Genomic DNA, 25652 nt, shown 5'->3' with positions numbered 1-25652 from the left:
CCGGTCGGCCAGATCCCCGATCGCGGAACCGCTGCCCAACAACGCACGGAAACCAGCAAGGCCCGGAACCGTATGGTTCCGGGCCCTGCTGTTGAAGTAGCGGGGACAGGATTTGAACCTGCGACCTCTGGGTTATGAGCCCAGCGAGCTACCGAGCTGCTCCACCCCGCGTCGTTGTGATCCCCACCGTACGCCATCGCGGCGGGCGCCCCGACCACGTTCCGCCCGCCCCGCCTCCAGGAACACCGCGGCACCGATTCCAGCAGGCTTCCCACGAAAGCGACGGGGTGACGGAGGCGGTCGTCGCAGTCGGTCACCGTTCGAGATGCAGGTGGGCCGGAGCGCTGATTCGCTGGTGGCGTCGGCTCTCCCCGAGATCCAGGAGTGATCATGAGCGTTGCGGATGAATCCGGAGGCCGCGCCGAGCGTATTCGCGCCAAGGCGCAGGAAATGCAGGAGGCCGCCGACCGGGCCTCCGATCCAGGAGAGCGGGAGCGCCTCCAGGACAAGGCGCGCCGCCTCCGCGAGCGGAGTGATCAGGTGAGCACCAAGGGCGACGGAGGCATGAACCCGCTCTGAGCGCGCCTCGCGAGGTCTGACCGGCGGTCCTCGACGCACGGCGGCCGGGGCGGGCGGCGGCCGGGGGCGGGCGGCGGGCGGGCCCGGCCGAGCTCCTCGGCCGGGGGCGGCCGCCCCGGCTCGCGGACGGCGGTGCTACTGCGTGAACCGCGGGAGCCACTTGACCTGGTAGTCGGGGTGCCCCGCGTGTTCCGCGGCCATCTGCCGGACCACGAAACCCAGCCCGAAGGCGCGCCCCGACGCGAAGTCCCGGTCCGGGCGGTCGGTGTCCAACTGGGCGACCTCCGCGTACTCGTCGAGGAGGACCCGGTTCGTCTCGATGCGCTGAAGAGTCCGTGCGGGGTCCTGCCGCGCGATGTGGTGGTCGTAGCCGTGCGTCCTCAGACTGAACGCGATCGCGCCGCCGCGGTCGTGGATCTCGCCCGGCACCTCGGCCGGGCACCGCCAGCCCTCGCCGCCGGCGGCTCGTGCGATGTCTTCTTCCTCGTCGAGACGCGCCCGGACGAACGCGACCAGGACGGAATTGTCTGCCATCAGGTTCTGGATCCTTCCCACTCGGCCCCACACTCAAGGGGCCGTGCAGGACAATATCCCGCCGCGCCCCCGCCCCCGGGCAGTTCGCTGCCCGCCGTGTGTCCGCCGTCGCGGGCGGGGCCGGTGGATGCGCGGGAAGGACGCCGCCGGCGGAACAGACGAGCCGCGTCTCCCACGTCGTGCCGATCGGTCCCGGACCCGTGCCCGGCCCCCGACCGGCTCCCGATCAGTAGTCGGTCTCCGCCGGTTCCAGGACGAGGACCGGGATCTGCCGGTCGGTCTTCTTCTGGTAGTCGGCGTAGTCGGGGAACGCCTCGACCGCCCGCTCCCACCAGAGCGCCTTCTCGTCCCCGGTCACCTCGCGGACGGTCATGTCCTGACGGACCGGTCCGTCCTGCAGTTCGGCGCGAGGGTCGGCGGTGAGGTTGTGGTACCAGACCGGGTGCTTCGGGGCGCCGCCCTGCGAGGCGACGACCGCGTAGGCGCCGTTGTGCTCCACGCGCATGAGCGGCGTCTTACGGATCTTCCCGCTCTTGGCTCCCCGGGTGGTCAGAATGATGACGGGCATGTCCCGCATCGTCGTACCTTCCGTCCCGCCCGAACCCTCGTACTGCTCGACCTGGTCCCGAACCCACTGGGCGGGGCTCGGCGCGTACTCACCCTGGAGAGGCATGACTTCTGTCCTATCGTCGACGATCCGTCCGTGACACATCTTCGGCCACGGCCCCTCATCATGGCTTCAACGACTCCGGCCGCCCGGAAATCCCGCCACGGCCGACGTGTCGTGGGCGAGGGAAGGTTCCCGAAGCGCCACTCCACGGCAGGAGCCCCCGCCCGGTACAGGACGGAGGCTCCCGGAGCACGCGCGTGCCGGTGAGGTCAGCTGACGTTCACGTCGATGCACGCGTAGAAGGCGTTGGCCGTGTCGGCGATGTTCCACACCGCGAGGACCTTCTGCTGACCCTTGAGGCTGCCGAAATCGACCTGGTGCGTGACGGTCGCACCCGGCTGGGCGCCGTTGTCGTTGAACTCGGCGATCTTCTGGCCACCTGCGAAGTACTGCCAGGTGCTGGTGGAGTGACGAGCAGTCAACTCCCACTGGAAGGAGGTGCTGGAGCTCACCGGAGTGACCGTCCAGCCCTTGGAGTCGTCGTCGAGTTCGGCGAACTGGCTGTTGCCGCCACTGCAACTGGTGAGGCCCTTGGGGCCCTCCACGCTCTGGGGCTCGTACGTGATGTCACCGCAGCTGACCGTCCCGGCGGCACACTGCGCCTGCCGGCTCGGGGGTGACGAGATATAGCCGTGGGCGCTGGCCGAGCCCGCCGGAAGGGTCAGGGCCAGTACCGGTGCGAGTACGGCGCCGACGGCTACGGCGGTCTTCCTTTTCGCGTGCATGCTTCTCCTTCACATGAGGCATCGCTGCACGCGGGCGGACTGTGGGGAGCCCGATAGCGGCAGTCCAGCCTCTCGAGTGTGGGGCCAAGAGGCGCGAAGGGATCGGCAGGATCCATGACCGGACAACCCCGAGAACGCGGGTGTCCGGCGCCGTCCCTGCACTTGGACTAGACCATACCTATCGAGGCGTAGCCGTCAAGGGTGTGGCACCGAAGGGGAGTTGCACGGGCTCGGCAGCCGCGCCGGCCTGCCGCCGCTACCTGCCGGCGTCACCGTAGTCGACCGTGACCTCGCGGAAGCCGAGTGAACCGAGGAGCCCCTGGAGCATGGCGGTGGTGTTCTTCTCGGCGCGCCGCGTCAACCCGCTCTCCTTGGCCGCCTCGCCGATGCGCTGGGCCGCCAGCTTGTTCACCGCCTGCTCACTGCCGGGGTTGTCGGAGAAGAAGTCCCCGATCCGGTCGAAGAGGCCGCGCTGTTTGGACACCGCGTAGGAGCGGTCCGGGTCGAGTGCGGGCTTCCCGAGCGTGGCGTGCGGCAGCCGCAACTCGGCCGTGGTCCGGTCCTTGTTGACGACGACCCCGTTGGTGGCCACGTCGCCGAGGTCGACGGACGCGCCGACCGTTCCCGCGCCGACGTACAGGGTGCGGGAGCCGCGGATGGCGTCCGGGACGAATTTCGTGTCCTTCTCCAGGTCGACGACGACCTGGAAGTTCCCGGCCGCCGCCTCGTACGTGCTCATGTCGCGGATCGACTTGAGCACCGCGGGGCCGGAACGGTCGTGGGTCTCCTCGCCGAAGATGTCGCCCAGCCCCGGGAGCAGGCTGAGGCGGGTGCCGAGGAGCAGCAGCGCGAGGGCGGCCGCGCACATCGCGGCCACCATTCCCCATCGGCGCGGGCGGCGGGGGCGGTGGGGGCCGTCTCCGCGACCGCTGGATTCTCCGGGCCTGTCCGGTACGTCTGCCGGTAAGTCGGTGGAAGTCATGTTCTCCGTGTGACCCGGCCGCCCGGATTCACTCCGTCGTCCACCCGGTTCCGCTCGACGGCCCGGCCGCGCGGGCCTGTTGCGCCGGCATCGACATGTCGGTGTCGTCGGACGAGGACCTGGTCACCGACGTCGTGACGGCGCTCAGCAGCCCGAGGACCAGGAAGAGGACCAGCAGCGCCTTGCCCGTGCTGCTCATGACCAGGGGCCGGGTGGCGGAGCGCCCCTGCCGTTCCGGGACGGAGAGCGCGTCCTCACCGAAGAGACCCTTGGGGTAGGCCGGGGTCAGCATCGACACGTAGGCGGACACCCGCATCTCGTAGCGCAGCGCGGCCGCCGTGGCCTCGAAGAGGGGGCGGGGCATACGGCCCAGAATCAGCGTGATCAGCCACCACAGGACGGCCAGTACGGACCAGCCGGACACGACGAGGCTCTGCACGATCGCGGCGGGGATCACCAGGATCAGCCGGAAGAAGACCGCCAGCCGGTTCAGCCTCGTCGGGCGGACGTCGATGTGGACCGGATAGTCCGGCGGCGGATTCAGTGCGAAGGGCGGATAGCGGTCGACGAGCAGCATGCCGCTCGCGCCGACCCGCGTCCGGTAGCCGAGCACCCCGGCAAGGAAGCGGAAGACGGGTTCGGGCAGCCGGCCCAGGACGAGGGCGGCGAACCAGCCGAACACGACCGTGAAGAAGGCGGCGATCTCCAGGAAGAACAGCACGATGTAGTGCGGAATCAGCAGAAGGAGCCGGAGAAGTACGGTGAGCCTGCGCTGGCGGAAGGGCTCGACGATGTCCAGCACGGGGAGGAATTCGTCCGCGTCCCCGGCCCTGCGCCCCGGGCTCCACTGGGCGTCGGCCATGTCTCTCCCTTTCGGAGGGTGATCCGTACGCCCTGTGCGCACTCGGCGTCCCCTCACGCTCGGGCCGGACGAGTCGGCCCGCAATCGGCCGCGGGCCGAACGGGTGCCCGCCGGTCCGGGCCCGGCGGGCAGACCTCGTGCGGACATGCCGCGGCAGGCGCAGGCTCTCGCCTCGCGAGTCGACGACATGGCTACATTGCGACACGGCGACAACCGTCCGGCGCGCTGCCCGACGCCCGGGTCTCCGGTCAGTGGTTCTCCGCGCCGTTCCAGGGGGTCATGCGGAACACCCACCGGGCGCTCCGACACCGCCGCTGCCCGGCCTCTCCCTGCTGTCCGGGCACGCCCGGGGAGAGGCTCGGGGGCACTCCCATCGGCCCGGAGGCCGTCATCGGCTGCGGAACCGGTCCAGCAACGTACGGAAGGAACCCGCGCGGGCCCCCTCACCGCGGGCGGTCCCACCGGTCGCGGCAGCGGACTTCGTCTTCGACGCGGCCCGGGGCTTCGGCACCGCCCCGGACTTGGGCACCGCCCGGGACTTCGCGCCGGCCGCGGCCGGTTTCGGCGTCTGCTTCGGTTTCTGCGTCTGCTTCGGTTTCGACGCCTGCTTCGGCGCCTGCTTCGGCGTCCGCTTGGGCCTCGTACCGGTCTTGGTCCCGGGCTCCTTCCTGGTGCCGGCCTTCGGCTCGGCCGCCGTCGCGGGTGTGCCCCGTGCCGCGAGCCTCGTCCACGCGCCCCGCCACGGCCGCCGCGCCGGCGCCCGCCCATCACGTACGGGCGGCTTCGCGGCGCTGGTCGGTTCGGGAGCCGGTTCGGGCTGCTCCCGGCCCGCCGCGAGCACGTGGTACCGGTGACTCAGACGCCGGCCGAGCAGCAGGTAGCCGAGGAGCGCTCCCGTCGTGTTGAGGATGACGTCATCGACGTCGAAGGCTCGGCCCGCGACCAGGGCTCCCTGCACGAGTTCGACCAGCGCTATGACCACGACGGTCAGCAGGATCATCCGGATCATCCGCATGCGGCGCGGCACGAGGATGGGCACGAGTACGCCGAACGGCATGCCCAGCACCAGGTTTCCGCCCGCCTGCTTGCAGGCCGCGAGGAATGTGTAGTCCTCCGCGTACTGACGCAGCGAGCGGCCCGGCCGCAGATTCGACTTCACCAGTTCCTCCGACGCGGGCGATGGCGTGAGCGTCACCTTCGCCAGCACAACCGAGAAACCGACCATGGCCAGCAAGGCCAGCACCAGAAAGACCACCTGTAGGAGAACGCTCGCCCATGTTCTGCGCCGCGTTTCCTGCTGTGTCCCACTCCCAACCTCTGCGTTCATGGGCGACGGGTGCCCCCGTCCGGTCGGACCACACCTCACGGGCCGGGGCGCGTCTCAGAGTTCGTGGAGCGTGGTGACCATCCTGATCGCCTCGCCGAGTCCCTGGGGGCGGTGGGTTCCGGGCAGCGGGGAGCCCGCCCAGCCCGGCCCCGCGATGAGCACGGCCGGACGGGAACGGGCACCCCGCACCCCCCATTCGATGGCGGCCACGTGCTGCGCCAGCGAACGCCCCGCCGTGTTCCGGGACTGGGACCACAGCACCACCGCGGACGGGCCGATCCGGCGAACGGCCTCGGTCAGCGCCTCCCCCGGTACCGACGCGCCGAACATCCTCACCCCCAGGCCCCGTTCGGCGAGACCCGCGGCGAGCGCCTCCAGGGGAAGCGTGTGTGTCTCCCCCGGCGTGCAGGCCAGCAGGGTGACCCCGGCACCGTCATGGACGACGGGCTGTGCGGCCACCCGCCGCAGGGCGCTGGAAACGTGCCAGGACAACAGGTGCTCGACCTCGACGTAGCGCTCGCCCGACGTCTGCCACTTGCGTCCCACCGCGTGCAGCGTCGGCATGATCACCTCGTCCCACGCGGCCAGCAGTCCGTGCCGGTCGATCGCCGCGGCCAGCCGCTCGTCGATGGTCCGTGCGTCCAGCCGTAGGGCCGCGCGGGCCAGCCCCCGGGCCTCCTGGCGCGCGACGTCCGGGGTGAGCGCCTCCGGTTCCGTGCCGGAAGGTGGTGGGAACGAACGGGCGGGAGCGCGAGCGACAGGAGGGTCCGGGGCCGCGTTCAGCGCCGTACGCGCGGCCTCGGCCGGGGGCACACCGGAGCTTGTCAGCCCGCACATGCGTTCCAGTACGGCGATGTCGTCGGGGGTCCACCGCCGGTGTCCGCCCCCGGGCCTTGCGGCCGGGCCGATGCCGTAGCGGCGGTCCCAGGTCCGGAGTGTCGTCGGTGCCACACCGAGGTGACGTGCCACTGTGCCGGTGGTCAGGCCGTGGCCGGTGGTCTCGGCCCGGCCCCGTTCCGCGGGGGACGGCATGCCTTGATCATACGACGCAGAACCGACGCATGTTGTCGCCCCATGTCCGCGATGGCAAAGCTGCCGGTGAGGGGTTGCCCATCGGAGGGCCCCCGGAGGCACACCGGACGACTCCGGCCGGACACCTCGGGGGCCACTCGGCTCCCGGGCCGGACCCGCCCGGAGGAAGGACAGCCATGACCGCGCTCGCCCCGCAGGACACACTGCCCGGCGGACCCGGCCGGCCGGGCGTTCCGTTCGCGCGACCGTGCGCCGCGCAGGACCTTCCCGACGAGGAGCTCGCCGCCGGACTGGTGCGCGGCAGCGAGGAGTGCTTCGCCGCCGTCTACCGGAGGTGGGGGTCACTCGTACAGTCCCTGGCGGCCCGGTCCCTGGGTGACAGCCGTGAGGCCGAGGACGTCACTCAGCAGGTCTTCATGGCCGTCTGGCGCGGCCGGCTCGGATACCGGCCGGAGCGCGGCCCGCTGCCCGGCTGGCTGGTCGGGATCACCCGTCGCAAGATCGCGGACGCGCTCGCCGCCCGCACCCGTCGCCGTGACCTGGCAGCGGCCACCGCCGCGCGGCTGCAGGTCAGCGAGACCGGGATGGCCGACTGTCCGGAATCGGCGCTGGACCGGGTCCTGGTGGGGACTGAGCTGGGGAAACTGCCCCAGGTGCAGCGCCGGATCCTGCACATGGCCTACTACGACGGTCTCCCCCAGACTCGCATCGCCGAGCTGACGGGGCTGCCGCTGGGGACGGTCAAGAGTCATGTGCGCCGCGCGCTGCGCCGTATCCGCAGTTCGGTCTCCGGCGGGCCGGGAGACGCCGAGCGGTGACCATCCGGACACTTCGAGGAGCGTGATGCGCGACGTCGAGGCACGGTGAACCGAGCAGTACCCCAGCCGATGTGGAGGTCCCATGAGGAGCAACAGCGCGGAGAAGCCCTTGCACTGCCTGGTGACCGGGGCCACCGGATACATCGGGGGCCGGCTGGTGCCCGAACTCCTTGAGGCCGGCCACCGGGTCCGCTGCATGGCCCGCAGCCCGGAGAAGCTGCGGGACTACCCGTGGGCCGGGGATGTGGAGGTCGTCCGCGGCGATGTCACCGACGCGGAGTCGGTCGCGTCGGCGATGGCGGACATCGACGTGGCCTACTACCTGGTGCACGCGCTGACGACCGGTGCGGACTTCGAGGACACCGACCGGAAGTCGGCCACGGTCTTCGCCGCTTCGGCCGCCCGGCGAGGTGTCGGCCGGATCGTGTACCTCGGTGGGCTCACACCGCCGGGCGTACCCGAGAAGGAACTCTCCCCGCATCTGCGCTCACGTGCCGAGGTCGGCAGGATTCTGCTGGATTCCGGGGTCCCGGCCACGGTCCTGCGGGCGGCGGTCATCATCGGATCGGGTTCGGCCTCCTTCGAGATGCTGCGCTACCTCACGGAACGGCTGCCGGTCATGGTGACGCCGAGCTGGGTGTCGACCCGGATCCAGCCGATCGCGGTCCGGGACGTGCTGCGCTACCTGGTGGGCAGTGCCCGGATGGCCCCGGAGGTCAGCCGCGCCTTCGACATCGGAGGGCCCGACGTCATCACGTACCGCGAGATGATGCAGCGGTACGCGGAGGTCGCGGCCCTGCCGCACCGGCTGATCGTGCCGGTGCCGATGCTGACACCGAGGCTGTCCAGCCACTGGATCGGGCTGGTCACACCGGTTCCCAGGTCGATCGCCAGGCCGCTCGCCGAATCGCTGCGCTACGAGGTCGTGTGCCAGGAACACGACATCGCCCGCCACGTGCCGGACGGGCCCGGGCAGCCGTTCACGTTCGCGAAGGCCCTGCGGCTGGCTCTCCAGCGGGTGCGCGAGGCCCGGGTCACCACGCGGTGGTCCTCCGCGTCGGTGCCCGGGGTGCCTTCCGACCCGCTGCCCACCGACCCCGACTGGGCCGGCGGCAGCCTGTACACGGATGTGCGGGAACTGGACGCCGACGCCTCTCCCGAGGCGCTCTGGAAGGTCATCGAGGGGATCGGCGGCGATCACGGCTGGTATTCGTTCCCGCTGGCCTGGGCCGTGCGCGGCTGGCTCGACCGGCTGGTGGGAGGGGTGGGCCTGCGCCGGGGCCGGCGGGACACCGACCGGCTGCGGGTGGGTGACTCCCTGGACTTCTGGCGGGTCGAGGCGATCGAACCGGGTCGCCTGCTGCGGCTCCGGGCGGAGATGCGGCTGCCCGGACTGGCGTGGCTGGAGATGTACGCCGAGCCGGACGGCCGGGGCGGGGCGCACTACCGGCAGCGGGCCCTGTTCCATCCGCGCGGGCTCCTCGGCCACGCGTACTGGTGGAGCGTCTCGCCGTTCCACGCGATCGTGTTCGGCGGGATGGCCCGCAATATCGCACGGGTCGCCGCCGGGCTGCCGTCCACCCCGGCGGAGCAGCGCGCATCCGCCAGGTGAGCACTGCATCCGTCGAGGCCCTCCGGACGGAACAGGGACACGTCCACGGCCCCGACCAGGAGTTGCGCCATGACCGTAGCGGTCGTCCTCTTCACCTCCGATCTCCGTCTGCACGACCATCCGCCGTTGCACGCCGCGCTCGCGTCCTCGGACGAGGTCGTACCCCTGTTCGTACGCGACACGGGGATCGGAGCGGCGGGGTTCGGTGCGCCGAACCGCCTCGCCTTCCTCGCGGACTGTCTGCGGGATCTCGACGCGGGACTGCGTGAGCGGGGCGGCAGGCTGGTGGTGCGCTCGGGCGACGTGGTCGCCGAGGTGTGCCGGATCGTCTCCGAGACCGGGGCGGGCGACGTCCACCTGTCCGCGGGGGTCAGCGCGTACGCCCGTCAGCGCGAGGAGCGTCTGCGTGCGGCGCTGGAGTCCGCCGGAGCGCGGCTGCACGTCCACGACGGGGTGATCACCGCCGTCGCGCCCGGGGCCGTGACCCCGGCCGGTTCGGATCACTTCGCCGTGTTCACCCCGTACTTCAGGCGCTGGTCCGTGGAGCGGGTGCGTGATGCCTTCGGCGCGCCGCGCACGGTGCCGGTGCCGGACGGTCCGGGATCCGAGGAGGTGCCGGTCCGCTCCGCCGTGGCGGGGGTCTCGGCGGGACTCGCCGAGGGCGGCGAGCAGGCGGGCCGCAAACGGATCGCCGCCTGGCGGCGCCACGGGCTCGCGGCGTACGAGGACCGTCACGACGACCTGCCGGGGGACGCCACCTCCCGGCTCTCGCCGCATCTGCATTTCGGCACCCTGTCCCCGGTCGAACTGATCCACCGGGCCCGCTCCGCCGGCGGTGAGGGGGCCGACGCGTTCGTCCGGCAGCTGTGCTGGCGCGAATTCCACCACCAGGTCCTCGCGGCCAGGCCCACCGCGGCCCGGCTGGACTACCGGACCCGGCACGACCACTGGCGCTCCGAGGAGGACGCGGCCGACGAGACCGAGGCGTGGCGGCAGGGACTGACCGGCTATCCTGTGGTCGATGCCGCGATGCGCCAGCTGCGTCATGAGGGCTGGATGCACAACCGCGGGCGGCTGCTCACGGCGGGCTTCCTGACCAAGACCCTCTACGTGGACTGGCGCGTCGGTGCCCGGCACTTCCTGGATCTGCTGGTGGACGGCGACCTCGCCAACAACCAGCTCAACTGGCAGTGGATGGCCGGGACGGGGACGGACAGCCGCCCGAACCGGGTGCTCAACCCGGTGCTGCAGGCGAAGCGCTACGACCCGGACGGCGACTACGTACGGCGGTGGGTTCCGGAGCTGGCGGCGCTCGCCGGGGCCGCCGTGCACGAGCCGTGGAAGCTGCGCGGCGCGGAGCGCGAGCGTCTCGGGTATCCGGATCCGGTGGTGGAACTGGCCGACGGGCTGGCGCGGTTCAAGCGGGCGCGCGGTCTGGAGTGAGTTCCGCGGGCGCGGCACGCCGCTCCGCCGCCAAGGCGCTCCGTCGCACCTGATCCCGGCGAGGATGCGGGAATGCCGACTTCCACCGCAGCCATCGAACCGGCCGGCCGGGACACAGCGGGCGAACGGCGCGGCCATGCGGCCCTGCTGCTCCTGTCGGCTGCCTCCGGCGCCGCGGACGCGTTCGTCTTCCTCTGTGTCGGCCAGGTCTTCGCCGGGGTGATGACGGGGAACCTGGTTCTGCTGGGTGCGTCGGCCGCCGGGGCCGGCGAGGACGGAGTGGCCCTGCGCGTGGTCACGGCGCTCGTCTCGTACGGCTGCGGGGTCGCCTGGGGCGCGGTGACGGGCGAGCGCGTGTGGTGGCGGCTGCCGGTCATGCTGACGATCGAGGTGGTGCTGCTCGCCGCCGGTGCCGTGCTGTGGGGGCTGAACGTGGTCACATCGGGCCACGACCGGCTGGGCCTGCTGGCTCTTCTCGGGCTCGCCATGGGGATCCAGGGGCGCGTCCGGGCCACGCCGACGAACTATTTCACCGGGACCCTGACGTCACTCGTCGGCCGGCTGGCCGCGGGCTCCTGGAATCGCGGCGACGGCTGGGTCCTCGGCAGGCTGGCCTCTCTGGTGACGGGCGCGGCGGTGGCCGCACTGGTGGTGCGCAACTGGCCGTCCGCGGGAGCCGTGGTTGCGGTCGCGCTCGCGGTGGCCGCGCTGCTGGTCGAGGTCACGTCGCGGCGGCGGTGAGACGGTGCGGTCCGGCGCCGGGCAGGTGTCGCGTCCCGGGCAAGGGGAAGCCCCGACCGGATCGGGGGAATCCAGCCGGGGCGGCTCTGGGGTGGGCGCTCAGCGCGTCATCCACATATAGGTGAACGATAAACCACAGGCCCGTGTTCCCGGGAATCCGTGCCCCGGACTGTGATCCAGGGCACGGGGCGCGGGCCCCTGAGAACGGCGGACCGTCAGCGCTCCTCGCGGAAGAGGACGTGCTGCCCGGCCTCGGGGTCGTACTTGCGCAGGACCAGTCGGTCGGGGTTGTTCCGACGACTCTTGCGCGTCACATAGCTCTGCCCCGTACCGGCGGTCGAGCGGAGCGTGACGACAGGACGGGTTTCACTTCGGGCCATGTGGACCTCCGGTCTAGAGAACCGAACCCGATTTTCAATGGAAACGGGATTCGTTTTCGTTCTGTCGTAGCAACGCCGGCACGTCCGGCCGCATTCCCGCCGGCGGAGGAACACCCCCGCACGGGCCCCGCCGTCAGCCTCGGGCCCACCGGCCCGCATATGCCCCGGCGCGTTCGGAGCGCACCCGCCGTGACCGGCGTGAGCCGGCGCACGAAGACTCTTCACACCCCGCATGACTTGCTTCAACACCCTTCAAAAGCAAGCCTGTTCGAAAATCCACGGCTACACTCAGCCGCTGACATATGCCAGAAGCAAGAACGCATCGAGTGTTGCCAAACCGGTTACGGGCCCCAGCCGGCTGTGCGACAGTCGTATTCGGTCCACCCTCAGACCTGGTTGTACCGCGCCTGTATCGGAGTACGTCATGCCGTCCCATCTGTCCGCGGACCGCCCCGCCCCACAGCCGCCCGAGCGCGATGTCGTCGACGCGCTGATCAACCGGACGCGTCGGCTGCGCGGGGATGTGGACGCGGTGCGGCGCGATGCCGTTCCGGTCGACGAGGACGACCCGCAGTCGCGCTGGCAGCGCGCGCTCTGCGACCTGGCGGTCCATCACCTGGACGATCTCGGTGCACACCTGGGGCAGCTCAAGGACGGACTGCCACCCGAGGCGGCGGAACAACTCGCGGCCGGGCTGTCGCTGGACCCGCTGACGGGCGGCACCGGCGCGGAGCCGACGGGTTCGCTGATGGGCCGGGTGGGCAGCGCCGAATGGAATCTGCTGACGGACGAGGTCAGCTGGTCCGACGAGCTGCTGGAGATCTTCGGCCGGACGGCCGAGGCGGGACCGCTCGCCCTCGACGACCTCCCGTCGGTGCTCTTCCCCGAGGACCAGCCCCTGCTCACCGCACTGGTGACGGACTGCCTCATCGACGGGAAGCCGATAGACGGCGAGTTCAGGATCACGCGTAGCGACGGGCACACGCGCACCTTGCACATGATGGGCGAGCCCGTCCTCGACGCGGACGGCTGCACCGCCTCCATGTGGGCGGTCCTGCGCGACGTCAGCGAACTGCGGCACAGCCAGCAGATGGTGCGCCGCACCCAGGACTCGCTCCGCCGCCAGCAGCACATCGACCGGACCGAACACCGGATCGCGGTCGAACTGCAGGAAGCGGTCCTGCCGCCCTGGCGTGGTTCGCTGAGCCTGCCCGACCGGGGCCCCGGAGCTCTGGACATCGCGGCCCACTATCTGCCCTCCGAGTCGAGCGCCCTGATCGGCGGCGGCTGGTACGACGCCATGGAACTGCCCGACGGCCGGACGCTGCTCACGGTCGGCGACCTGACCGGTCACGGCATCCAGGCCACCTCGGCCATGGCGATGATCCTCGGCGCGCTGCGCGGGATGGCGATGGCCGGCATCGATCCCGGCGCCCTGATGGGGCACCTGAACCAACTGCTCGAGACATCGGTCCAGCCCGCGCTGGGCAGCGCGGTGTGCTGCCGCTTCGACCCCGCGGCCCGCACCCTGCACTGGGCCCAGGCCGGGCACCCCGCACCGCTGCTGTTCCGCGACGGAACCGGGCGCCCGCTCCCCCGGCCCGACGGGGTGCTGCTCGGAGCGGCCTCCGGGGTCGCCTACGAGCAGGACGAAGCGCACCTGCTCCCCGGTGACGTGCTGGTACTGCACACCGAAGGGCTGGCCCGCGCCGACGACGGCCTGGGCGGTCTGCGCCCGGGCACGGAGAGACTGCTCGGACTTGCGCCGCGCTTCACCGAGGCACGTACGGCGCAGGACTGTGTGCGGGCCGTCGCCGAGGAGTTCGGCGGCACCCGTCGGCTGGACGACGCGTGTGTGCTGATCGCCCGCATCGGGGCATAGCGCACCGGCACATCGCGCGTCGGGGAACGGCGCCTCCTCCTTGCGGCGCCCCGGGTCAGATCTCGGAACTCCTGGTCCGCTGCTTGATGAGGGAACTCTGCGGCAGTGAGCGCTGGATCTCCTCGCGCAGGTCCTCGATCTTCGCGTAGCCCGCGAACTGGCCCGTCAGCCGGTACATCTCGCGCAGTCGGTCCCAGGTGCGGTGCGAGGAGGTCTCCCCCATCGTCACCAGGGCGAGCCGGGCGTAGCGGTCGGCCTGCTCGGGGTCGTCGGCGATGAAGCACGCCGAGGCGAGCGAGATGTAGTCGAAGATCTTGGACCGCTGGCGGCCGTTGACCCTCAGTTCCAGCGCCTGCTTCGCATGACGCTGGGCCATGGCGGCCGCCGCGGGCTCGTGCTCGGCCAGGGTGCGGAACGCCAGCGCCTGCATTCCGTGCAGGTCCGCCTCGTCGAACATCTGCATCCAGCTGGGCGGCGGCACATCGCTCTTGTCCGAGACGAAGAGTTCCTCCGCCCTGCCGAGGGTGCGCCGCATCGCCTGGCCCCGTCCCATGGAGGCCTGTGCCCAGGCCTCGATGGTGTGCAGCATCGCCTGGGTGCGTGGCAGGACCATGTCGCCCGAGCCGGACTTGGCGAGCTTCATCAGGTCGAGCGCGTCGTCCGGGCGGCCCAGGTGGACCATCTGGCGGGCGGCGCGGGACAGTGCCTCGCCGGCGCGCGGCCGGTCGCCGCCCTCCCGCGCCGCGTGCGCGGCGATGACGAAGTACTTCTGGGCGGTGGGTTCGAGGCCGATGTCGTGGGACATCCATCCCGCGAGTACGGCGAGGTTGGCGGCGACGCCCCAGAGGCGGCGCTGCAGATGGTCGGGGTGGCGGTAGGCGAGCATGCCGCCCACCTCGTTGAGCTGGCCCACCACGGCCTTGCGCTGGAGGCCGCCGCCACGGGAGGCGTCCCAGGCGCGGAACACCTCCACGGAGCGCTCCAGCGCCTCGATCTCCTCCGAACCGATGGGTGCGGCCTCGTACCGGTCGAATCCGGCTGGGTCCGCGTGCACGGGGTCGTCGATGCGTGGGGCGTCGGCCGCCAGAACGGGGTCGGTGTGCAGCCAGTCGTGCATGGGGCCGGCGATGGTGGAGCCGGCGGCGAGCGCGGCGCCCGCGCTCACCAAGCCGCGTCGGTTGAGCATGAGGTCCATTCCCGTGAATTCGGTGAGGACCGCTGCCGTCCGCTCGGGCGCCCAGGGGAGTTGGTCGGGATTCTCTTCCGTCCCGGTCTCTCGCCGTTTCCCCACACGCCCGCGCCGGCCGAACCCGAGGTCCTCGATGGTCACGACACGGCCGAGCCGCTCGGTGAACAGGGCTGCCAGCACTTTGGGCACGGGATCACGGGGGGACTCCCCCATGTCGATCCAGCGCCTCACCCGCGAGGTGTCGGTGGCGAGCTGGGGGTGGCCCATGGCCGCCGCCTGCCTGTTCACCATTCTCGCGAGTTCGCCCTTGGTCCAGCCGGCAAGGCCGAACAGGTCCGACAGGCGGGTGTTGGGTTCTCCGGTCACGTCAAGCCCCCAGGTTCTCGGCTGTGTTGACAGTAACCCCCTGTCAGATGCCCTGCGACTATTCGCCAGGGTTCGCCAGGGTCCGCCAGATGGTCTGCCACCCGCGCGCCGGTGTCAGGTAGGAAAGCGCCACCCCGCCCGGCAGCCCTAGGTACTCCCCAGGGTGCCGAACGGCCGTCGGCCGGGGCGGCGCACGCAAATTGTCGGCGCACGAAGGGATCTGTCTCGCCCATGTACACAGCATCGTCCTCCGTGTCCGCCCCGCCCCGGCCGCTCCGTCCCCTCGGGGCGGGCGGCGGGCCGTATCTCGACCCCCGCGCCGCCGTACCGGCGCCCGGCATGGGTCGGGCCCGGCGCGTGGCAGGGCCGGGCGCCCCATCGCTCAGCGGGAGGCTGGACCTCTCCGGCCCCCAGGGCGCGCAGCTGAGAATGGCGATCGCCTCGGTGCACCGGATCTGTCCGGAGTTCAATCCGGTCCAGGTGCTCCGGCGCAGCGGCCGTTCGGTACTGCTCGTCGGTTCCACCGGGCGCACGACCGCGGTCGCCAAGTGCTTACTGGACCACTCGCCCGCGTGGTCGGAGCGGTTCCGCCACGAAATAGCGGCATACCGGGCGTTCGTCCGCCACCGCCCGCCGGTACGGGCGCCCCGGCTGATCGCTGCGGACCCGGAGAACTGCACCCTGGTCATCGAACGGATGCCCGGCCGGGTGGCCGCGCTGACCCGGCATCCGTCGGAGGCTCCGCCGCGGGCCGATCTGCGCGCGGTGCTCGGAGCGGTCAGCCGGGTCAACGCCTGGCGTCCCCCGTCCGGTCTCTTCGAGGCTCCGCTCGACTACGCGGCGCGCATCAACCGCTATCACGAGCTGGGGCTGTTCACCGACCGTGATCTGGGTGACCTGCAGAAGTTGCTGCACGGTCTGGCCCATGCCGGCGGCCGCCAGGGGATGGGGCAGTTCTGTCACGGTGACGCACTGCTCTCCAACATCCTTCTGTCGCCCACCGGTCCGGTGCTGGTGGACTGGGAGCACGCGGGCTGGTACCTGCCGGGATACGACCTGGCGACCCTGTGGACGGTGCTGGGCGACGCACCGGTGGCCCGGCGTCAGATCAGCCAGCTCGCCCAGGTCAACGGCCCGGCGGCCAGGGACGCGTTCCTGGTCAACCTGATGCTCGTACTGACGCGGGAGATCCGTACGTACGAGACGGCCGTGCAGCGGGCCATGCGGGAGACCGCCTCCCCCAGGGCCGGCCAGGACCGGCCGGGCGCGCTCTCGTCGGGCGAGGAGCAGCGTCTGCTGCTGCGCCGGCTGCACGACGACTGCGCGATGGCGCGGCGGGCCGTACGAGCCGCGGTCGGCACTCGCTGACCGTTCCACGGGGATGCGCGCTGCGGGTCCGGTGCCGACACACCGGTCCCGCAGCGCGCTGTTATGCGTTCACCGTCGGCCGGGTGCGGCCTCAGTGCGCGCGGACGATGTCCACGTCGGCGGCCTTCACGAAGGCGATGCGGTGGCCGATCTGGACCGTCACGTACTTCTCCTTGCCCCGGAAGAACGAGTGGTCCAGCGGGTAGGAGGCATCGATCGTCGGGGCGTAGAAGAAGCCGGTGGGAGCCTCGCCGCCGCCGGGGTAGGACTGGCCCGCCTTGATCGTGTACTGGAGCGGTGTGCCGACCCGCTGGTCGGCGAATCCATCGGGGTACTCGGACTTCTCCGGGTAGGCCACGCCGTACACCGGCACCTCGGTCCGGCCCGCCTTGGGCTTCACGACGTAGCCCGCCGTGGGGGTGGTGGTGCCGGTGCGGGCCGGGGTTTCGAACCAGGCCTTCTGGCCGTACCACCAGATCGCCGTCCAGCCGGGCGCGTGGCCGGCGACGACCGCCTGCTGGGTGGCGCTGATCTTGCTGCCCCAGTCGGCGACGCAGTTGGTGCCGGGAGAACCGTCCGTGTGCAGTCCCGGGTCGGAGAAGAGGGGTGCTTCGGTGGAGGGTTCCGTGTGGAGCGGGACGGCGCTGGAGCCCTGGACGGGCAGGTCGACTCCCTTCTCGCAGTCCCGGAACGCCTGCTTGTTGTCCTTGAACCGCGGGCTGACGGTGATGAGTTCGCTGTCCTTGCGGGCCGTCGGCACGGTGGGCTTACCGAGCAGCGCCATGAATCGGTTCCAGTCCCAGTAGGTGCCCGGGTCCCAGTGCATGCCGGCCGTTCCGGCGGCGCTGGTGGGCGGCACCCCGTCGTGGCCGATGATGTGCTGGCGGTCGAGCGGGATGTCGTACTTGGCGGCGAGGTAGCGCACCAGCGCGGCCGTCGAGCGGTACATCTCGGGGGTGTACCAGGTGGCTCCGTCGACGGCGAAGCCCTCCTGCTCGATGCCGATGGAGTTGGAGTTGACGTACCAGTTCCCGGCCTGCCAGGCGACGTCCTTGTTCTTCACCATCTGGGTCACGTGGCCATCGCCGGAGCGCACCACGTAGTGGGCGGAGGTCTGCTTCAGCGGGTTCTTGAAGATGTCCAGGGTGGTGTCGAAGTCCTCCTCGGTGTCGTGGAGGACGATGAATTTGATCTTGTTGCTGTGCGGCCGGTCCGCGGTGTCGTAGTTGCCGTACGTCTCCTTGTCGGCCGGGTCGCCGGTCTGCTGGTAGGCGGCCGGGACCCAGTCGCACGCGAGAGAGCGCGGGCACTCCGGCCGTACCCCGCCCGCGCCCGCCTGCGCCGCGGGGCTGAGCAGCGCGAGACTCAGCGCGCCGACGGTGGTGAACGCGACCGCGAGTCCGGTCCTCTGCTTGGACGTCATGACGACCCTTCTTGGAGCTGTGCGTTTCCTGAGCTGCTCGTGCCGAGAGGTGTTCGTGTTCCGATCTCTGTGTTGCGTGGTGCGCGGTCACTCTGTGACCTGAGATGAGAGCCAGTCAAGAGCAGGACAGGGGCCATGAGTCGAGCCAGTGGACCAGACCACTGACAGGGCCGCTGACCTGCGAAGGTAAACGGGCAGCGGCAGTCTGGCGGTGCCGGGTTCTTATGTGACTAATTGCTGTTGTGCGTGCCCCGAACGGCCGAGGGGTAGTGCTCGCGCGGACACGACCGAACCGCGTGACACTCACGCGGAGGCTCTCGGAAAGGCCGGACGCACATGGCTCAGCCCTTCACCCTGCCGGATTTCTATGTTCCGTATCCGGCGCGGCTCAATCCTCATGTCGAGGAGGCCCGACAGCACACCAAGGTGTGGGCACGGGCCATAGGGATGCTGGAGGGGTCAGGTATCTGGGAGGAGAAGGACCTCGACTCCCACGACTACGCACTGCTGTGCGCGTACACCCACCCCGACTGCTCGGCCGAGGCGTTGTCGCTGGTGACCGACTGGTACGTGTGGGTCTTCTTCTTCGACGACCACTTCCTGGAACTGTTCAAGCGCACCCCGGACCGCGACGGCGGGAAGCGCTATCTGGACCGGCTGCCCGCGTTCATGCCGATGGAGCGTGACGCGCCGACGCCCGAGCCGACGAACCCGGTGGAGGCGGGGCTGGCCGATCTGTGGGCGCGGACGGTGCCGGCCATGTCCGACGCCTGGCGGGTGCGGTTCGCCGAAGCGACGAAGAACCTGCTCAACGAGTCCCTGTGGGAGCTCGCGAACATCAACGAGGGCCGCATCGCGAACCCCGTCGAGTACATCGAGATGCGCCGGAAGGTGGGCGGTGCCCCCTGGTCGGCCGGGCTGGTGGAGTACGCGGCGAACGCCGAGGTGCCCGACGCGGTGGCCGGCGAACGGGCGCTGCGGGTACTGCGTGACGCCTTCTCCGACGGTGTCCATCTGCGCAACGACCTCTTCTCCTACCAGCGGGAGGTGGAGGACGAGGGCGAGAACAGCAACGGCGTGCTGGTCCTCGAGCACTTCCTGGGCTGCTCGACGCAGGAGGCCGCCGACGCGGTGAACGATCTCCTGACGTCCCGGCTCCAGCAGTTCGAGAACACCGCGCTCACCGAACTCGGCCCGCTCTGCGCGGAGACGGGGCTGGACCCCGCGCAGACGGCGGCCGTCCTGGCCTACGTCAAGGGCCTCCAGGACTGGCAGTCCGGCGGCCATGAGTGGCACATGCGCTCCAGCCGCTACATGAACGACGGCGGTGCCGTGCAGGCGGCGCCCGGGTTCGGCATGGCGGCGGCCTCGATCCGGTTCACCCCCCGCTCGGAGTCGGCGAGGCTGCGCAGCCACACCCACGTGCCCTACCAGCACGTCGGCCCGTCGCTGCTGCCGGACTTCGACCTGCCGTTCGGCACGACGCTCAGTCCGCATCTGGAGGGCGCCCGGGAGCGGCTGGTCGGATGGGCGGACGGGGTGGGCATTCTGGAGGCGCAGCCGGGCGTCCCCGGCTCACACATCTGGGACGAGGAGCGGCTGCGGGCGATCGACCTGCCGCTCTGCGCGGCCGGTATCCATCCGGACGCCACCCCGGAAGGGCTCGATCTTTCCTCGCAGTGGCTGGCTTGGGGGACCTACGGCGACGACTGGTTCCCGGTGGTGCACGGGCGGGCGCGCGACCTCACGGGGGCGAAGGCGGCCAACGCGCGTCTGTCGCAGTTCATGCCACTGGACGGGGAGGCCGTGCCCGAGCCCGTCAACGCGCTGGAGCGCGGGCTGGCGGATCTCTGGGCGCGCACCTCGGCCCCGATGGACGACAGCGGCCGGCGTGCCTTCCGCACCTGCATCGAGGACATGACGGCGAGCTGGGTGTGGGAGCTGGCCAACCAGGCGCAGAACCGGATTCCCGACCCGGTGGACTACGTCGAGATGCGGCGCATGACCTTCGGTTCGGACCTGACGATGAGTCTGTGCCGGCTCGGGCACGGGAAGAAGGTCCCCGCCGAGATCTACGACAGCGGGCCGCTGCGCTCCCTGGAGAACGCGGCGGCGGACTACGCCGCGCTGCTCAACGACCTGTTCTCGTACCAGAAGGAGATCGAGTACGAGGGTGAGGTGCACAACGGTGTCCTGGTGGTGCAGAACTTCTTCGGGGTGGACTATCCCACCGGGATGAGGCTCGTGTACGACCTGATGAAGTCGCGGCTGCGTCAGTTCCTGCATGTGGCCGAGTACGAACTCCCGGTGCTGTACGACGACTTCGGGCTGGATGACGAGGCGCGGGAGATCCTCGCGGGCTATGTGCTGGAGCTGAAGCACTGGATCGCGGGCATCCTGATCTGGCACCGGGGGTGCCGGCGCTACCGCGAGGAGGATCTGCGGCGGGGCACGGCGGCCCCGTGGCACCTGAGTGGTCCCACGGGGCCGGGCACCTCGGCGGCCCGGGTGACCGCCCTGTTCGCTCAGCTCTCGGAGGTGAGTGTGTAGCTCCGTCCGGCACTCGCCCGGAACGTCTTCCCGCCGTCGGCGAAGAGGGTGCTGCGCACGGTCACCTCGCGGGTGCGGCTCGCCGTGATCACCACACGGCGGGCCTGCCCCGAGGCCCATTCGATGTCGACGGTGAATCCGCCCCGGGCACGCAGGCCGCGTACCGATCCGTCCGGCCAGCCCGCGGGGAGTGCGGGGAGGATCTCGACGGTGTCCTGCTGGCTCTGCAGCAGCATCTCCGCGACGCCCGAGGCCGCGCCGAAGTTCCCGTCGATCTGGAAGGGCGGGTGGGTGTCCCAGAGGTTGGGCAGGGTGGAGCTCTTCAGCTGCTCCGAGAGCATCTTGTGGGCGTGGTCGCCGTCGCGCAGCCGGGCCCAGAAGTTGATCTTCCAGGCCTTGGACCAGCCGGTGCCGCCGTCGCCCCGGGCGCCGAGGGAGACCTTGGCCGCCTCCGCCCAGTCGCTGCCGGCCTCGATCTGCCGGCCCGGGTGGAGGCCGAAGAGGTGGGAGACGTGGCGGTGGTCGTCGGCCGGATCGTCCCGGTCGGCCTTCCACTCCTGGAGCTGGCCCCAGGAACCGATCCGCAGGCCGGGGTCGAGCCCGTCCAGTGCCGTCTCCAGCCTGCCGCGGAATTCGGGGGCGTCACCGAGGGTGCGGGCGGCCTCCAGTGTGCTGGTCAGGAGGTCGTGGACGATCTGCTGGGACATGGCGGCGCCGGCGGTGAAGTCCCCGTGCTCGGGCGAGTAGCTCGGGGTGACGACGAGGAGGCCGTCGCGCGGGTCGGTCCGCAGATTCGCCAGCCAGAACTCGGCGGCCTCCTTCATGGCCGGGTAGGCGGTCGAGCGCAGGTAGTCGGTGGAACCGCTGAACCGGTAGTGCTCGTACATCTGCTGAGTGAGCCAGGCGGCGGCCTCGGGGAACCAGAACGCGGTGGAGTAGTCGTGGACACCGGTGAACCCGTACGGGTTGGTCTCGTTGTGCACGACCCAGCCGGCGGTGCCGAACATCTCCTCGGCCGTCCTGCGCCCCGGTTCGCGCATGGCTTCGATGTAGCGGTCGTAGGGGGCGGTGGTCTCGGCGAGGTTGGTGACCTCGGCGAGCCAGTAGTTCATCTGGAGGTTGATGTTGCTGTGGTAGTCGGCGGACCAGGGCGGGGTGGTGGAGTTGTTCCAGACGCCCTGGAGGTTGGCGGGCAGCGAACCCGCGCGGGAGGAGGCGATGAGCAGGTAGCGGCCGTACTGGAAGAAGAGCGCCTCCAGGGCCCGGTCGGCGGGGCTGCCGCCGCCCGTGTATTGGCTGAGCAGCTGGTCGGTGGGCAGATCGGGCAGTTGCTGGCCGATGTCGAGCGCCACTCGGTCGAAGAGGGCGCGGTGGTCGCTCACATGGGTGTCGCGGACCTCTTCGTACGTGGCGCCGGCCGCGGCGTCGACGGCTGCGGTGACCGCGTCGTGCGGGTCGTCGCCGCGGTAGCCCGGGTAGGTGCCCGCGGCGAGGAAGAACCAGGCGCTGTCGGCGCCGGTGACGGTGAGGCTGCCGTCGCCCCCGGCGGCGACCGTGCCGCCGCTGGTACGGACCCGGATCTGGGCCTCGAAGCGGAGCCCGTTGTCCTTCAGCGCTCCGCGTACGGTGAGCCGGTCGCCGTCGGCCGCCGCGGTGAAGTCGCTGCGCGGTGAAGCGTGGCGGAGGGTGAACGTCACCCGGCCCGGCCGGTCCGCGGTGAGCCTTCCGCCGATGACCCCGCCCGGGTGGGAGACGAAGAACTCCCTGCCGTGCACGGCCCCTTCCTGGGTGTACGTGACGGTAGCAAGCGCGGTGCGCAGGTCCAGGGCGCGTCGGTAGGAGGCGTCGGGGGCGGCCGGGGCCCCCGGTACGTCGAGCAGCAGGTCCCCGAAGACCTGGTAGGCGCCGTAGCCGCGGCGCGCCTGTCCGAGTTCGGCCGCCACCGCGTCGGGACCGAGGGCGTCCTCGCTGTCGAGGCGGTGCCGGACGTCGGCGAGCGCGTCGGGTCTCGGTGTGGTCCAGTTCCCGAAGTCGTATCCCTCGGCCGAGCCGGGGCCGCCGGACCAGAGGGTCTTCTCGTTGAAGGTGAGACGCTCGGTGGCGAGCGTTCCGTGAACGCTCGCGCCGAGGGCACCGCCCCCGATGGGCAGGGTCTCGCTCTCCCAGTCTGCGGCGGGGGCGAGGTAGTGGAGCACCGGGTTCGGTATCTCCTTCACCCCTTTCCCTCGGCTCTCCCGCCCCGATTCATCGGAGGTACCGGCGGCGGTCGCCGTGCCGGCGAGTTGCGGAACTCCCAGTGCCAGAGCACCAGTTGTTCCGATCGCTGTCTTCACTGTGGTGCGTCGCGTCATCCCGGATGTCATGCCGAACGACGGTAGAGGTCCGACGACTCACCCGACAAGACGCATGACAAAACGGCCCCTTGGACAGAGGCCGTGTGTACTTGGACGGAAGTGGTGGGCCGGACCGCCGGCGCCGGGCCGGGCTCAGCCCTGCTGGAAGAGCTCCGCGGGCAGTGGCTTCAGCAGGGTGTACAGATCGTCGGTGATCGGACGGTCCCAGCTGGCGATGGTGACGAGCACGCCGTCGCTGCGGTCGAACTGCACGCACGCGATCCGGCTCTCGGAGAGCTTGACGCGGCGGACGATCAGCAGGTTGTCGCCCTGCATCACGGGCATGTCATCGGTACCGGTGACCTCGACGGGCTCGTCGTTCTCCAGCGCCAGCAGCAGCTGGGCCACCTCGAAGGGCACCTGGCCCTCCTCGGTCTCGCGGGCGGGCGAGCCCTCCGGGAGATTACCGATGATCATCGCGGGGCCGCGCCCGCCGAAGAGGTCGTAGCGGAGGAAGACGCCCTGGCAGCTGCCGTCGGGGGCGGGCAGCAGACCGGCACCGAGGTTTCCGGGCCAGTCCCCCGGGTCCATGGCCAGGACGTCGAAGTCGGGGCCCGCGGGTGTGGCGGCGCTACGGCGGCGGAGGAAGGACATGCGGACATGTTACGTGGCCGGGCTCACCCCGCGGAGCCGGGCCCACGGCGGCACCGGCGGCCGCACGGCCGCGTCCCGGGGCGCGGCGCCCTCCCGGGAGCCTCTCACCCCGCGTCCGACTCCGCGGCCAGTGCCTCCAGTACGGCGACGGCCTCCGCGGCCCGCCCGTGCGGGACGAAGAGGTGGTCATGGTGGAATCCGGCCACGACGTTGCAGCTGATTCCGGCGTCGGTGAGGGCGAGGGAGACGGCGGCGGTCAGCCCGACGGCCTCCAGCGCGGAGTGGACACGGAGCGTGATCCAGCCCGCCGGGTAGGAGTGGCTCAGCCCTGCCGCCAGGGCCTCCGGTTCCGGGAGCACCAGCGTGAGCCCCTCGGCCTCACCGACCGTGACGACCGGTGTGGCCCCGGCGGGCACCACACCGTCGGGCACGGTCACGAAGACGTAGCGGCCGGGGTGCAGCTCCGGGCGCAGGTCGCTGAGCAGGGTTCGAAGATCACGTTCGGCGGTCACGCCCACCACGCTACCTAGGAGGTGCGGTGCCGCTCGTGATGGCGTGCGACGCGGGCACGGTTGCCGCAGGACGGTTTGCACCACTCCTGACGTGGGTGCTCCTTGACGAAATAGCGCACACAGCGGGGGGCGTGGCAGGCGCGCAGGGCCGTACGGTCGGGCCCGGCCAGGAATCCGATGACGGCGCGGGCCAGCACGGCGGGCAGCACGTCCGCCGCCGTGCCTCCGGCCGGGTGGTCGTGGGCGACGGGCTCCCCGTCCGGCGGCCATTCCAGGCGCGGTACGGCCGGCACGGCGGCGGCCACCTCGTTCAGCCGGGCGAGCGCCACCTCGACGGGGATCAGCCGTCCGGCGTCGGCGGGGCTCGGCTCACCCGGGCGTACGGCGTGGGCGAGGAGCGCCCGCGCGGCGGCTCGCAGGGACCGGACGGCGGCGAGGTCGGCGCCGTCGGCCGCCCAGGCGCCGTCCGTCGGGACCGGGCTCAGCAGGGCCGGCCGTTCCCGGACCCAGCGGGTGAGGCCGGCCGGGGAGTCGAGGTCGTCGGCGACGCCGCCGCGCCCGTCGTGGCGGACCGTGAGAGCGAGGTCGAGCGCGAGGCGGGTGTCGGGCGGGCGGCCGTCGGGCGCGGGGCTGGTGGACATACCTCTAATGCTAGATGTGCCCACTACCATTAGCCCATGAGTCTAGGTCCGCCCTTGCCGGCGCGGACAGGACGGCACCCACCGGGAGGACGGCATGACCGGATTGCGGAAGCTGCTGCGCGATATCGAGGTGTTCCAGGGGCAGTTGCCCGAATTCGACCCGCGGACGGCGCCGGAGGACCCGGCCGAGCTGTTCACCCAGTGGCTGCTGCACGCGCTGGAGGCCGGGGTGCGGGAGCCGCACGCGATGACGCTGTCCACCGCGGGCGCGGACGGGAATCCGAGCGCCCGCACGCTCATCCTGAAGGACGTCACCGCGCAGGGCTGGCAGTTCGCCTCGGACTCGGGCGGCGTCAAGGGCCGCGATCTCGCGGCGCGGCCCTATGCCGCGCTCACCTTCTACTGGTCGCCGCTGGCGCGGCAGGTCAGGGTGCGCGGACCCGTCGTCGCGGAGAGCGTCGAGCTGAGCGCCGCCGACTTCCGCGCCCGTGGGGCGGAAGCGAGGGCGGAGTCGCTGCTCGGCCTGCAGAGCAGCCCGCTGGGCGATCCGGCCGAACGCGACGCGGCGGTGCGGCGGTCGCTGGAACGACTGGAGCGGGAGCCGGATCTCGTACCGCCGGGCTGGACGCTGCACACCGTACGCCCACAGAACGTGGAGTTCTGGCAGGGCGATCCGCAGCGCAAGCACACCCGGCTCAACTACCGTTTCGAGCAGGATGGTTGGGTGCGCGAGCTGCTGTGGCCCTGACCGGCACCGCCGGCCGGGTCCGTCAGGTGAGGTCGAACTCCCCCGCCCGGGCCTTCACCACGAAGGCACGCCACTCGGCAGGGGTGAAGACCAGTGACGGGTTGCCGGGGCGGCCCGCGTTGCGCATCGCGATGAACCCTTAGACGAAGGCGATCTGCACATCACTGATGCCCTGACCGGCGGACTGCCGGCGGGCGTTGCTCAGGTCGAGTTCGGGTCTGTCCCAGCCGGCGGAGGTCTGCCGGCCGGTCGGGCTTTGCGCCACTTCGGCGCCTCCCACT

At 71.2% G+C, this 25652-nt stretch carries 22 protein-coding genes, 1 tRNA gene and 2 pseudogenes; 9 read left to right on the top strand and 16 right to left on the bottom strand.

Translation table 11 applies throughout. The features are described from left to right. Positions 1-97 precede the first annotated feature (97 nt). Positions 98-171 (bottom strand) — tRNA-Met (locus ACFVJX_RS00775). 219 nt (positions 172-390) lie between these two features. On the opposite strand from ACFVJX_RS00775, the gene ACFVJX_RS00770 reads away from it, so the two are divergent. Then, positions 391-579: a DUF6381 family protein gene (locus ACFVJX_RS00770; protein ID WP_384123599.1), complete on the top strand. Its 189-nt coding sequence runs from the start codon at positions 391-393 to the stop codon at positions 577-579. A gap of 135 nt (positions 580-714) precedes the next feature. Here the strand turns inward: ACFVJX_RS00770 and ACFVJX_RS00765 are convergent, their stop codons facing one another. The 7 genes from ACFVJX_RS00765 to ACFVJX_RS00735 all read right to left on the bottom strand — a co-directional run bounded on the left by ACFVJX_RS00765 (position 715) and on the right by ACFVJX_RS00735 (position 6711). Further along, positions 715-1113, bottom strand: coding sequence for a DUF6221 family protein (locus tag ACFVJX_RS00765; protein ID WP_384123601.1), 399 nt, complete (start codon positions 1111-1113; stop codon positions 715-717). Positions 1114-1339: 226 nt separating this feature from the next. Continuing rightward, positions 1340-1786: a nitroreductase family deazaflavin-dependent oxidoreductase gene (locus tag ACFVJX_RS00760; protein ID WP_384123603.1), complete on the bottom strand. Its 447-nt coding sequence runs from the start codon at positions 1784-1786 to the stop codon at positions 1340-1342. 206 nt (positions 1787-1992) lie between these two features. Continuing rightward, positions 1993-2508: a lytic polysaccharide monooxygenase auxiliary activity family 9 protein gene (locus ACFVJX_RS00755; RefSeq protein ID WP_384123605.1), complete on the bottom strand. Its 516-nt coding sequence runs from the start codon at positions 2506-2508 to the stop codon at positions 1993-1995. A 256-nt stretch (positions 2509-2764) separates the two neighbouring features. After that, on the bottom strand, positions 2765-3490 hold the full coding sequence (locus ACFVJX_RS00750; protein ID WP_384123607.1) for a DUF4230 domain-containing protein: 726 nt from the start codon (positions 3488-3490) through the stop codon (positions 2765-2767). Between the two features lie 28 nt (positions 3491-3518). Then, the gene (locus ACFVJX_RS00745) at positions 3519-4352 is read right to left on the bottom strand and encodes a DUF4389 domain-containing protein (RefSeq protein ID WP_384123609.1); all 834 of its coding nucleotides are present in this window, start codon (positions 4350-4352) and stop codon (positions 3519-3521) included. Positions 4353-4740: 388 nt separating this feature from the next. Next, positions 4741-5595, bottom strand: coding sequence for a VanZ family protein (locus tag ACFVJX_RS00740; protein WP_384123611.1), 855 nt, complete (start codon positions 5593-5595; stop codon positions 4741-4743). Between the two features lie 138 nt (positions 5596-5733). Further along, positions 5734-6711 carry a MerR family transcriptional regulator gene (locus tag ACFVJX_RS00735; protein WP_384123613.1) on the bottom strand — a complete coding sequence of 326 codons (978 nt, stop codon included), beginning with the start codon at positions 6709-6711 and terminating at the stop codon, positions 5734-5736. Between the two features lie 176 nt (positions 6712-6887). Here ACFVJX_RS00735 and ACFVJX_RS00730 point away from each other — a divergent pair, with 176 nt between their 5' ends. From ACFVJX_RS00730 to ACFVJX_RS00715, 4 genes and pseudogenes are all read left to right on the top strand, one after another. After that, on the top strand, positions 6888-7529 hold the full coding sequence (locus tag ACFVJX_RS00730; protein WP_384123616.1) for a sigma-70 family RNA polymerase sigma factor: 642 nt from the start codon (positions 6888-6890) through the stop codon (positions 7527-7529). Positions 7530-7611: 82 nt separating this feature from the next. Next, on the top strand, positions 7612-9141 hold the full coding sequence (locus tag ACFVJX_RS00725; protein WP_384123618.1) for an SDR family oxidoreductase: 1530 nt from the start codon (positions 7612-7614) through the stop codon (positions 9139-9141). A gap of 69 nt (positions 9142-9210) precedes the next feature. Beyond that, the gene (locus ACFVJX_RS00720) at positions 9211-10584 is read left to right on the top strand and encodes a cryptochrome/photolyase family protein (RefSeq protein ID WP_384123620.1); all 1374 of its coding nucleotides are present in this window, start codon (positions 9211-9213) and stop codon (positions 10582-10584) included. Between the two features lie 147 nt (positions 10585-10731). Continuing rightward, positions 10732-11450: pseudogene (locus ACFVJX_RS00715) on the top strand (YoaK family protein). A 90-nt stretch (positions 11451-11540) separates the two neighbouring features. On the opposite strand, the gene rpmG reads toward ACFVJX_RS00715, so the two are convergent. After that, positions 11541-11705, bottom strand: a complete 165-nt coding sequence (gene rpmG, locus ACFVJX_RS00710; RefSeq protein ID WP_384123622.1) for a 50S ribosomal protein L33 — start codon at positions 11703-11705, stop codon at positions 11541-11543. A gap of 424 nt (positions 11706-12129) precedes the next feature. Here rpmG and ACFVJX_RS00705 point away from each other — a divergent pair, with 424 nt between their 5' ends. Then, positions 12130-13587 (top strand): PP2C family protein-serine/threonine phosphatase, encoded by a 1458-nt coding sequence (locus ACFVJX_RS00705; protein ID WP_384123624.1) that lies wholly within the window; start codon positions 12130-12132, stop codon positions 13585-13587. Positions 13588-13642: 55 nt separating this feature from the next. On the opposite strand, the gene ACFVJX_RS00700 is transcribed toward ACFVJX_RS00705, so the two are convergent. Further along, positions 13643-15142: a hypothetical protein gene (locus tag ACFVJX_RS00700; protein ID WP_384123626.1), complete on the bottom strand. Its 1500-nt coding sequence runs from the start codon at positions 15140-15142 to the stop codon at positions 13643-13645. A gap of 231 nt (positions 15143-15373) precedes the next feature. Here ACFVJX_RS00700 and ACFVJX_RS00695 point away from each other — a divergent pair, with 231 nt between their 5' ends. After that, positions 15374-16510: a phosphotransferase gene (locus tag ACFVJX_RS00695; protein WP_384123627.1), complete on the top strand. Its 1137-nt coding sequence runs from the start codon at positions 15374-15376 to the stop codon at positions 16508-16510. Between the two features lie 91 nt (positions 16511-16601). Here the strand turns inward: ACFVJX_RS00695 and ACFVJX_RS00690 are convergent, their stop codons facing one another. Continuing rightward, positions 16602-17933 carry an N-acetylmuramoyl-L-alanine amidase gene (locus tag ACFVJX_RS00690; protein ID WP_384123629.1) on the bottom strand — a complete coding sequence of 444 codons (1332 nt, stop codon included), beginning with the start codon at positions 17931-17933 and terminating at the stop codon, positions 16602-16604. A 336-nt stretch (positions 17934-18269) separates the two neighbouring features. Between ACFVJX_RS00690 and ACFVJX_RS00685 the strand changes: the two genes are divergently transcribed. Then, positions 18270-20483 carry a germacradienol/geosmin synthase gene (locus tag ACFVJX_RS00685; RefSeq protein WP_384123631.1) on the top strand — a complete coding sequence of 738 codons (2214 nt, stop codon included), beginning with the start codon at positions 18270-18272 and terminating at the stop codon, positions 20481-20483. Here the strand turns inward: ACFVJX_RS00685 and ACFVJX_RS00680 are convergent. The 4 genes from ACFVJX_RS00680 to ACFVJX_RS00665 form a co-directional block, all read right to left on the bottom strand. Next, positions 20459-22678 (bottom strand): glycoside hydrolase N-terminal domain-containing protein, encoded by a 2220-nt coding sequence (locus ACFVJX_RS00680; RefSeq protein ID WP_384123741.1) that lies wholly within the window; start codon positions 22676-22678, stop codon positions 20459-20461. The genes ACFVJX_RS00685 and ACFVJX_RS00680 overlap by 25 nt on opposite strands. A gap of 291 nt (positions 22679-22969) precedes the next feature. Continuing rightward, positions 22970-23470, bottom strand: a complete 501-nt coding sequence (locus ACFVJX_RS00675) for a hypothetical protein (protein WP_384123633.1) — start codon at positions 23468-23470, stop codon at positions 22970-22972. Between the two features lie 104 nt (positions 23471-23574). Continuing rightward, positions 23575-23982, bottom strand: coding sequence for an ACT domain-containing protein (locus ACFVJX_RS00670; protein ID WP_384123635.1), 408 nt, complete (start codon positions 23980-23982; stop codon positions 23575-23577). 14 nt (positions 23983-23996) lie between these two features. Further along, the gene (locus ACFVJX_RS00665; RefSeq protein WP_384123636.1) at positions 23997-24623 is read right to left on the bottom strand and encodes a CGNR zinc finger domain-containing protein; all 627 of its coding nucleotides are present in this window, start codon (positions 24621-24623) and stop codon (positions 23997-23999) included. A 94-nt stretch (positions 24624-24717) separates the two neighbouring features. Here ACFVJX_RS00665 and ACFVJX_RS00660 point away from each other — a divergent pair, with 94 nt between their 5' ends. Continuing rightward, positions 24718-25371, top strand: coding sequence for a pyridoxal 5'-phosphate synthase (locus ACFVJX_RS00660; protein ID WP_384123638.1), 654 nt, complete (start codon positions 24718-24720; stop codon positions 25369-25371). A 22-nt stretch (positions 25372-25393) separates the two neighbouring features. Here ACFVJX_RS00660 and ACFVJX_RS00655 read toward each other — a convergent pair. Continuing rightward, positions 25394-25636: pseudogene (locus tag ACFVJX_RS00655) on the bottom strand (DUF397 domain-containing protein). Positions 25637-25652: the final 16 nt, after the last annotated feature.

Source organism: Streptomyces sp. NPDC127177 (genome assembly GCF_042672475.1).
In the GTDB taxonomy this organism is placed as follows: domain Bacteria; phylum Actinomycetota; class Actinomycetes; order Streptomycetales; family Streptomycetaceae; genus Streptomyces.
Note: the sequence above shows the minus strand (reverse complement) of the source record. Positions and strands in the feature narration are given on the sequence as shown.

Coding starts and splice junctions, on each gene's coding strand:
- ACFVJX_RS00695 (WP_384123627.1), top strand. CDS start 15,374: ATGTACACAGCATCGTCCTCCGTGTCCGCCCCGCCCCGGCCGCTCCGT.
- ACFVJX_RS00745 (WP_384123609.1), bottom strand. CDS start 4,352: ATGGCCGACGCCCAGTGGAGCCCGGGGCGCAGGGCCGGGGACGCGGAC.
- ACFVJX_RS00730 (WP_384123616.1), top strand. CDS start 6,888: ATGACCGCGCTCGCCCCGCAGGACACACTGCCCGGCGGACCCGGCCGG.
- ACFVJX_RS00685 (WP_384123631.1), top strand. CDS start 18,270: ATGGCTCAGCCCTTCACCCTGCCGGATTTCTATGTTCCGTATCCGGCG.
- ACFVJX_RS00725 (WP_384123618.1), top strand. CDS start 7,612: ATGAGGAGCAACAGCGCGGAGAAGCCCTTGCACTGCCTGGTGACCGGG.
- ACFVJX_RS00690 (WP_384123629.1), bottom strand. CDS start 17,933: ATGACGTCCAAGCAGAGGACCGGACTCGCGGTCGCGTTCACCACCGTC.
- ACFVJX_RS00765 (WP_384123601.1), bottom strand. CDS start 1,113: ATGGCAGACAATTCCGTCCTGGTCGCGTTCGTCCGGGCGCGTCTCGAC.
- ACFVJX_RS00760 (WP_384123603.1), bottom strand. CDS start 1,786: ATGCCTCTCCAGGGTGAGTACGCGCCGAGCCCCGCCCAGTGGGTTCGG.
- ACFVJX_RS00665 (WP_384123636.1), bottom strand. CDS start 24,623: ATGTCCACCAGCCCCGCGCCCGACGGCCGCCCGCCCGACACCCGCCTC.
- ACFVJX_RS00675 (WP_384123633.1), bottom strand. CDS start 23,470: ATGTCCTTCCTCCGCCGCCGTAGCGCCGCCACACCCGCGGGCCCCGAC.
- ACFVJX_RS00720 (WP_384123620.1), top strand. CDS start 9,211: ATGACCGTAGCGGTCGTCCTCTTCACCTCCGATCTCCGTCTGCACGAC.
- ACFVJX_RS00750 (WP_384123607.1), bottom strand. CDS start 3,490: ATGACTTCCACCGACTTACCGGCAGACGTACCGGACAGGCCCGGAGAA.
- ACFVJX_RS00660 (WP_384123638.1), top strand. CDS start 24,718: ATGACCGGATTGCGGAAGCTGCTGCGCGATATCGAGGTGTTCCAGGGG.
- ACFVJX_RS00770 (WP_384123599.1), top strand. CDS start 391: ATGAGCGTTGCGGATGAATCCGGAGGCCGCGCCGAGCGTATTCGCGCC.
- rpmG (WP_384123622.1), bottom strand. CDS start 11,705: ATGGCCCGAAGTGAAACCCGTCCTGTCGTCACGCTCCGCTCGACCGCC.
- ACFVJX_RS00735 (WP_384123613.1), bottom strand. CDS start 6,711: ATGCCGTCCCCCGCGGAACGGGGCCGGGCCGAGACCACCGGCCACGGC.
- ACFVJX_RS00755 (WP_384123605.1), bottom strand. CDS start 2,508: ATGCACGCGAAAAGGAAGACCGCCGTAGCCGTCGGCGCCGTACTCGCA.
- ACFVJX_RS00705 (WP_384123624.1), top strand. CDS start 12,130: ATGCCGTCCCATCTGTCCGCGGACCGCCCCGCCCCACAGCCGCCCGAG.